This window comes from Bacillus sp. TH22 (assembly GCF_016651015.1).
GTDB lineage: Bacteria > Bacillota > Bacilli > Bacillales > Bacillaceae_G > Bacillus_A > Bacillus_A mycoides.
Window position 1 is genome coordinate 631,303 of record NZ_JAEKER010000001.1, and the last position, 8,290, is coordinate 639,592.

The following is an 8,290-nucleotide window of genomic DNA, read 5'->3' on the forward strand; positions in this document are numbered from 1 at the left end:
TTTATTGTTTAGGGGAGCTCCTGTTACTATCCTTGGGACTTCGAATCGTGTCACAGATACAATAAAGCTCTATTCTATTCGAGTTACCAATCCGAGAAACGGAAAAGAATTCGATTTAGAAGACATTGTAATGGAATCGTATTTAGATTCTGAAAGCGAAAAAGAACAGAAACAGAGAAAACATGATGAATTTCAAAAAACTCTAGATTATATAGAAAAACGCAGAATTGAATTAAACCTTGGTTAAATGTATATCCCCACTCCGTTGTTTAGGTGCGGGGGATTTTTTCATGCTTCTTTATGATAGTCTTCTACGAGTTTATTGATACAAGATAAGCAAGCAGGGGATCCTGTAATGGGATGCTCTTCATGACAGATTGAACACCACATCCATGCGTCCCCTCCTGTTTCACCATTACAGTTTGTTGTGCGCCCTTCTTTACTTGTTCGTTCTTGGTTGCTTGCAGTTCGAATGAAACGGTGTACAATTCGCTCTGGTTTTATGTAATCTATTGGCTGGGAATCATTACTTAAATATAAAGGATGTCTCGGAAACCCATCCCTTGTTTTCCCTAGGCAGTGTAAATGGTAACCTTTAAATAACTCATGAATATCTTTGTGCCGATTGTGATATCTACAATTTCCACCCCATGTAGCAATCAACATATTTTCCATTAAAGTTTTTTCTTTCTAATATTTCATCTAACTTCGTACGATTAATTACTTCCTGTAGTAGTCTTTCTACTGTATCTATTTTTATCTCATTTGGTTTTCTCAATATTTTTTGCTTCTATTTTTTGATTGTTATGATTGGTACTTGCTCGGTGTCGGAAATTTCACTGTAACCATAATAAAGTAGAAAAAACAATAAAATAATTGTCCAAATAAATATAAAAACTTTATAACTATACTTCATATGAAAAACCTCATTTTCCCTATATAAGTGAATGTACATACACCCTATAAATCCAATTACATAAATTATTGGATATTTTAGTAGTAGAGAATCATTAAGTATTAGAAATTGTTATTCATAAACATATCCAAGAAATCTTCAAAAAAATATCATCTAGGCATTTTAACATTTCATAAAAATGCACAGATAATATTTTTACGTTTAGCTAAGTAGTGCTTATTATGTATGTAATAAATCCTTATCTCTATTTCACCTTAATGTTTATATGTACAAGAGTCTGTGTAGCAACTAGGCTGTACTTTAAATATGCACTAAATTGTGTGTGGGAAAGGAAGCACATTTTATTTAAAGTTGTTACTTTAAACCCCTTAATTAGTTGGTAGTCTTCTTCATTCAGACAGAAAGGAAATTTAAAGTGTGCACGTATTTTCAACTCAGACTCTTTACTACACACACTCCTATACACATAAAACACCTATAGCTTTCGTAACATTGTGGAAATAACAAGAAACACTATCGAAATAATTATATTATTTTGTAACAACCTTGTAATGTAAATGTAACATAATGTATTTAATCGTACAATACTTTTTTAGCTAATTATTAACAAAGTTCTGTTAATATCGTTCGAATTTAATAATGTTCCCATAGAGTATTACATAGTGTTTGTGAAATGATTTTTCAAAATATAACGAAATATACCATGACGGAGGAATATTAATTCAATATTCTTCATTTTTATCGAAAAATGCATATTAATTACGCACCTTAAATTTACCTAAAACAAAAATATTGGTTTAAGGAAACTTTTTTGTCATAACTATACATTTTTTGTATAAAAATTAGTTTTAAAAATATTTGCATACTTATTGATAAAGTTACATGTACAGCTGCAGATCATTTTCGGTATCTGGATTCTATCAGAAGTCAATCCGAAAGTAATCCTAACTTATTTGGGTAAGTTTAACGAAAAGTTAGCAATGTAGTTCTTTGAACTCCCCCCACTGTCACTTCTTTTAGCCAAACAAACTCTTTCTTCATTGTAGAAATGTTTGATAGAGCATGTACCATATGTCAAACATTTACCTTTACCTTTCTCTTTGTATGCGTTATCCCATAGGGATAGGATAGGAAATGATTGAATACAAAACGATAACAGCCAATCGTTTCATTGATTAGGGGGACTTGTGCTTGATTTGGATAGATACGAAACTTATAGGTTTTATTAATCATCATTCATTTCACCTCCATTTCGGCATGTTCTCATCATACAACAAACATACATTCGATAAGTAGTGGAGTAACAGTTTATGTATGTTGAACAATTAAGATAGCTTTCCGCCATCCCTTATTCGAAGCCAATTTATCTCCACCTACTCACTTCGCATTCCTTGAAGAAGGAATCTTCTTGACTAAAATGATAAAAAAGTTGGGGATTCCCCCAACTTTTTAGTACGTCTATTGTCTTATTAATCCTGTAGATGTAACCCGATATGTTCTTTTCTTTCCTATATATTCCTGTTTTCCATTCTCAAGGTTAGTTAAAGTCGCTCGTGTTTTTTCCTTTGCTGCTTCCCCTTCTATATGAGTAAATTCTATATAATCTCCCTCTTTTATAGGTACTATTTGGGTTTCAGCATTTTGTTGTCTATTTCCCATGATTTCCTTATTGTACATAACGCTACCAGATGAGTTCTGGACTTTAATACTTGCATATGTGCTATTGAAGTAGGAATGCGGTACGCCAGCTTCTAATTTGATTTTCAGCTCTTCTGCTGTTTTATTATAATCTACTTTTGCAATTTCTCGATTACTATATCCTTTTAATGACCATGCAAATTGTTTTCCATCTAGAATTGTTGTCTCTGGCATTTTTTCTACTTTCTTTAATCCCTCTTTTGTAACCTGATACCTTGCTGACTTTCCAATAGTCTCATTTTTGTTATTTTCAAGATTCGTTAATGTTGCGCGTGTCTTTTCCTTTACTGCGTCTCCTTCTATATGAGTGAATTCTAAATAATCTCCTACTTTTACAGGTACTGTTTGGGTTTCAGCATTTTGTTGTCTATTTCCCATGATTTCCTTATTGTACATAACGCTACCAGATGAGTTCTGGACTTTAATACTTGCATATGTGCTATTGAAATAAGAATGCGGTACACCAGCTTCTAATTTGATTTTCAGCTCTTCTGCCGCTTTATTATAATCCACTTTTGCAATTTCTCGATCACTATATCCTTTTAGGGACCATGCAAATTGATTCCCTGCTAAAATATCAGAATTTCCATTTGTAATTTCTACTTTTTTCTCTGCAGTTCGATCAAATATGTCTGTTAATGTAATTTTAGCAAAAGCCGTTTGAGGCAATTGCATAGTTTGACTTACCTCAGTTTGGTAGGACTTAATATTATCGATTACTTTCAAAGGTTGTCCCATTAACTTTTCATTGTCATAGATTTCAATTTCCCCTTTAAACTGTGGAGTACTTTGTTCTTTCAATTCCCATGAAACATTTAATTTTCCAGCTTCAAAGCGAATATTTTGAATATCAAAATCTAAATTTCCCATTTCTGGTTGACTAGGCTGATTTATATTAAATGTTTTTCCAGTACCAATAGTTGATTGAGTATGTCCTCCTGCCCTAACCCATAGATATTCTGAAGTTGCTCCTCCATCGTATTGATAGGACGTATCCTGTTGCCCAGAGATACGCTGGTTATTCCAAGAATTCCATTGTTTATCTGAAACGTTTCTGCTGTATCCATTTTTAAGACGTGCTTCTCTTACATCTTGTCCATTACCAGCCCAGTCCTCTTGAAACATCGATAGACCATAGTTAAATGGAACATTCGCAACTGGATGATCCATAATAGCAACTAACTTCCATTGATTTAATTTATTATCTTTTATCCACTGGCCAAACTTTGTATGACCATCTTCTTGCCAAGAACGTAGTGTCATTCGATACCATTCACTATCTTTCCAATTATAAGTTGTTTGTACCTTCAAACCTGTTCCTTCTCCACCAAATCTACTGGCTTCTGAAGTCGGCGATAAATATTCAGCTTTAATTGCTTGGTTTGATGCTATTGGATCCCAAAGTGCAAAGTGAAGGGTACGTTTACCGGTTTGATCAAAACCGCTTTGTTGTTGGAAGCCAGCATAACCGCCACCCTCTCCTCCCTGATTCCAGTTATGTACAGCCCAATATGTATAAGGTGCCGTTTGGATTGGTGACCAGTCTATGCTAATAATATCTGAAGCAGCAGTATTTTGTGGTGTTACATAAACTGATGGAGCATGCGATCGGATTGCTGCCTCTGTACTAGAAATTGGTGCTCCATACATTGACATCATGGTACAAGCCGCAGAAATCATAACAATCTTTTTGATTCTTCCATTTGTTTTTACTTTAAACATAACTTCCTATCTCCTTTTAAATTATTTTAGTTACATTGAATAATAACTCTATATATCCCTTTAAACAAATTACGTAATAAAGTAACATTAGCTTTAAAGCCTAGATATATTTAATGTTTTTTTCACTGCTATTACTAATCAAATTATAGTATTTTGTATTAAAATCGTATGATTTAGGACTAAATATAAAGTGAAAATTCTATAAAATTTCATAAATATGTAGTTTTAGATATTTATGATGAAAGACCCACTAAATAACTTAGTTGATTTTATGAAAGATTTCCTTCCTTTATTGATCACACTAGTAAACTCAGAATTGTTTACTAGAAAAATGTTATGTAAACTTTTGATTTGCCAATTAGACAAAATAGTTTATCAATTTGCTGATATCTTATCATTAGCTAGAAAGAGCCCACTTAAAAACGTAGACTCCTTTAGGTATCTAAACATTACATATATTGCAAACATAAAAAAATAAAATCGAATTCTTCTGTTAGTTTATTTAATATTTAATGACGTAGATAATGTATTCCAAGGTGCATTTGTAGATGTATTCTGATATTTAAATTGACCATTTTGCTGTCCCGAAGCATCCCATTTATATTCCCATCCATCAACTGTTCTATCACCATTTATATCAATCATCTTAGAATCTACTTTTTTTAGTTTTTGACCACTCATTTGTGCAATTGGATTTCTACCATATCCCATTTCATTTGTATAAATGTATAAATAGCTCCCTCCGTGATCTTTAACTGTACTTAAATTATTAGGACCAATAAATTCAACCCCGCCTAATTGAGATTCAACTTTTACCACATTTAATGATGTTAATGGTGGTGCAGGTGCTGCAGAAACATCAGTCGCTAAGCCAACTGTTGCTCCCACTACTAATGATGAAACTCCTAAAATCATTCTTTTTAGCATACTCTCATCCCCTTTCGCTTTAATACAAATTGATTCTATCATACTAATTTCATACATTCCCTTCCCTTTAAGAGAGTTAACAAAAAGTACCTATTTACATATGAAATTGTCCATATTCATTGCTTTTTACCATTTATACTTAACATAAATCATACTAAAGCATAATTAGTTCTCTACCCTGATTGACTTACCACATTTGGACCCATCTCAAGGTGGCTATTCTAAGAGCTAAAAAATGGTACATAGTTCACTGGTTTAACAAATAAATAATAGAATTGCAAAGCCACCTTAATTTAAGTTGGCTTTTCCTCTAGCATTATAAGCAAGATCCACCACTTGCATCAATTAACTCACCAGTTATCCAACGACTGTCTGATGATGAAAGAAAACCTACAATATCAGCTATATCATTAGGTTCTCCCCACCTATTAAAGGTCGATAAACCTGCAGCATATATTTGTCCATCTCGGTTGCCCAATGTCTCAGCGTTCATTTCTGTATTAATTATGCCTGGGAGAATTGCATTTACTGTAATACCACGAGCACCAAGTTGTTGTGCTAAAGTATGAGTGAGTGTATTTATTGCCCCCTTAGGCAAAAACACTTGGGGAGGCTACCCGTGTGACAAAAGACGAAATATTGATAATCCGTCCTCCATCTTTTAAACGTGGCAAAGCCTTTTGAATAATGAAAAATGGAGCTTTCACATTAATATTCATAACCTCATCAAAAGACTCCTCTGTAGATTCCTCTAACATTAAAATCTGCCCAATTCCAGCGTTGTTTACAAGGATATCAAATGTAGTATCACCTATATATTTTTGAAGAGATTGATCCATATTGAATACAATTTATTAATGCCGTTAAAGGTACTTAAGTCTGCACTAATCGCAAATGCGGAACCGCCATCTTGTTTAATTTTATCCACTACACTTTCTGCTTCTTCTTTTCTTTTACTATAGTGAACAACGACTAACGCACCAGCCTGCGCCAAATATAAGGCAATGCTTCGTCCTATTCCTCTACTAGCCCCTGTTACTAATACAATTTTCCCCTTCAATTTATTCATCTCATCATCCCCTTGTTTAAAAAATTCTACTTAGTTATATCACAAGATACCCTTTGAAATGTTGCTCACTAATTTGATATCCATAAAACCAAAAGGCCGACTCTCATAATTATAAGAGTCGGCCTTTTCACTTCACATATTCATTAGCTTTATATACGTTATGTACTTTGTACTAAGTATAATAAAGAATCTAGATAGTATTATAGGTAAAGCCGACTTAAACTAAAGTTAATTCATATACATTTTGCTTAGAGTTTCTGCCTTTAAACAGTTCGTTTAGGCTTCTATGCCTATATTCAATAATATTTCAGCAATGCCTGTATTTTTCATCTTTAATATTTTTGTTTCTTAGGCATGAGTATAGTTAGAAAAACCCTAAAAACTATTTGATAATCTTTTAGAATCTAACTTTCTTATAATACTATTTGCTATTTCTTCAATATTTTCATTTAGAAAGAAATGATTACCTTCAAAAGAATGAAAAGTACACATTTTACTTGTGTATTGCTTCCATTTTATTATTTGATCATATGTAGTAAATTCATCATTTTCCGCATTAAATATAAGAAAATCAATATCACATGGTTGTGTATTATTGTCATGAATATATGTCTCGACAATTTTAAAATCTGCTCTTAGAATAGGGAGAAAAATCTCCATTAATTCTTCTGATTGAAGTACCCCAGATGGTGTACCTCCCATTGCAATAACTTCTTTTTTGAATTGTTCGTTAGAAAGATTATGTCGGATATTTTTTATTTTACTATTTGGATGGTTTCTACCGGACAAAACAAGAAATTCAGGTAATACATTATTAGAATCCTGTATTTTTCTGGCTACTTCATAAGCGATCAAACTTCCCATGCTATGCCCGAATAGAATATAGGGCGAAGCGTCTATTTGCTTAACTATACTGGTGTAGGCATCATTTACGGCCTCTTCCATACTTTGGTACAACCTTTCTTCAATTCTATACCCTCTACCAGCTAACTCTATTGGGACTACTTCAATATATGGATTAAAGTGATTTTTCCATTTTGCGTAACTAAACGCAGATCCCCCAGCATGTGGAAAGCAAAAAAGTTTAGTCTTCTGCATTGATTTTCTCCTTACTTTCAAATTTGTATATATTTTGGAAAATTGTATAAATGTCTTTAATTATTATCTCCTGCGGAAATTCATCCCTTGTTGCACAAGCAGATATCTTATAATTTGGATCAATGTTATATTGTTTAAAGTAAAAGTTTTTAGGTATATTCTTGTATGAAATTAAAGTTCGTGACTCTTTTTTTATAGAGAATGAATTTAACGGGGTATAAAGCCCTTTTCCAATCGTTTTTATATAACTTTCTTTTAATGTCCATAAATCATAAAAATAATTAATTTGTTCATCAGAATTCATATTAGATATATCATAAAATTCTTCCGCTGAAAAAAATTCTTTTGCTACTTTAAAAGCCTCTATTTCTGAAACTTTTTCTATATCAATACCCACATTAAAATTAGCAGTAGTACAAACTACCCATTCTCCTGAATGTGACACATTAAAGTGAAAGTCAGAAAATTTTTCAACAAAAGGTTTTCCATACTCATTATATCTAAATCTAATTTCTTCATTATTAATTTTATACTTTTGGCAGATTAGAGATCGGATTAGTAAATCTCCTATCAGAGTTCTATTCATGTCGCATGAATTTAATAAACGCTTCATTCGTTCTTTCTTCTCATTTGAAACTAAGTTACTAAGTTGCTTAAACAAATGACTTTCAATATTCTTTGGTATTTTCACAGCTTGAATTTGTATGATAAATCACTTCCTTTTTTAAAGGATTGCTTCATATATGAACGTTACAGAAATTCAAATTAACTTTATTAAATTGCATATACAATAGAAAAGGTGCATATTTACATATCAATGAAAATATGCACCTTTCCTCAGTAATATCATCAGGCATTCG

Annotated in this window: 6 protein-coding genes and 2 pseudogenes; 1 reads left to right on the forward strand and 7 read right to left on the reverse strand. The window is 32.4% G+C overall.

Translation table 11 applies throughout. The annotated features are described in order from the left end of the window. Positions 1-4: 4 nt before the first annotated feature. On the forward strand, positions 5-247 hold the full coding sequence (locus JFU18_RS03305) for a hypothetical protein (protein WP_201033796.1): 243 nt from the start codon (positions 5-7) through the stop codon (positions 245-247). A 41-nt stretch (positions 248-288) separates the two neighbouring features. On the opposite strand, the gene JFU18_RS03310 is transcribed toward JFU18_RS03305, so the two are convergent. The 7 genes and pseudogenes from JFU18_RS03310 to JFU18_RS03340 form a co-directional block, all read right to left on the reverse strand. Next, entirely contained in the window at positions 289-675 is a 387-nt protein-coding gene (locus tag JFU18_RS03310) for a DUF1643 domain-containing protein (RefSeq protein ID WP_201033795.1), read from the reverse strand. A gap of 1,231 nt (positions 676-1,906) precedes the next feature. Beyond that, positions 1,907-2,152: pseudogene (locus JFU18_RS03315) on the reverse strand (helix-turn-helix domain-containing protein); the annotation flags it as partial. Positions 2,153-2,374: 222 nt separating this feature from the next. Continuing rightward, positions 2,375-4,336 carry a DUF3472 domain-containing protein gene (locus tag JFU18_RS03320; RefSeq protein WP_201033289.1) on the reverse strand — a complete coding sequence of 654 codons (1,962 nt, stop codon included), beginning with the start codon at positions 4,334-4,336 and terminating at the stop codon, positions 2,375-2,377. Between the two features lie 498 nt (positions 4,337-4,834). Next, positions 4,835-5,320 carry a DUF4879 domain-containing protein gene (locus tag JFU18_RS03325; RefSeq protein ID WP_201033288.1) on the reverse strand — a complete coding sequence of 162 codons (486 nt, stop codon included), beginning with the start codon at positions 5,318-5,320 and terminating at the stop codon, positions 4,835-4,837. Between the two features lie 259 nt (positions 5,321-5,579). After that, positions 5,580-6,332, reverse strand: a pseudogene (locus JFU18_RS03330) (SDR family oxidoreductase). 375 nt (positions 6,333-6,707) lie between these two features. After that, the gene (locus JFU18_RS03335) at positions 6,708-7,430 is read right to left on the reverse strand and encodes a thioesterase II family protein (protein ID WP_085311153.1); all 723 of its coding nucleotides are present in this window, start codon (positions 7,428-7,430) and stop codon (positions 6,708-6,710) included. Further along, positions 7,417-8,121 (reverse strand): 4'-phosphopantetheinyl transferase family protein, encoded by a 705-nt coding sequence (locus tag JFU18_RS03340; RefSeq protein WP_374101384.1) that lies wholly within the window; start codon positions 8,119-8,121, stop codon positions 7,417-7,419. Before JFU18_RS03340 ends, JFU18_RS03335 begins: the two co-directional genes overlap by 14 nt. Positions 8,122-8,290 lie beyond the last annotated feature (169 nt).

Bases quoted from the DNA above. Each gene is read 5' to 3' on its own strand.
- JFU18_RS03310 (WP_201033795.1), bottom strand. From the start codon at position 675: ATGGAAAATATGTTGATTGCTACATGGGGTGGAAATTGTAGATATCAC.
- JFU18_RS03320 (WP_201033289.1), bottom strand. From the start codon at position 4,336: ATGTTTAAAGTAAAAACAAATGGAAGAATCAAAAAGATTGTTATGATT.
- JFU18_RS03325 (WP_201033288.1), bottom strand. From the start codon at position 5,320: ATGTATGAAATTAGTATGATAGAATCAATTTGTATTAAAGCGAAAGGG.
- JFU18_RS03335 (WP_085311153.1), bottom strand. From the start codon at position 7,430: ATGCAGAAGACTAAACTTTTTTGCTTTCCACATGCTGGGGGATCTGCG.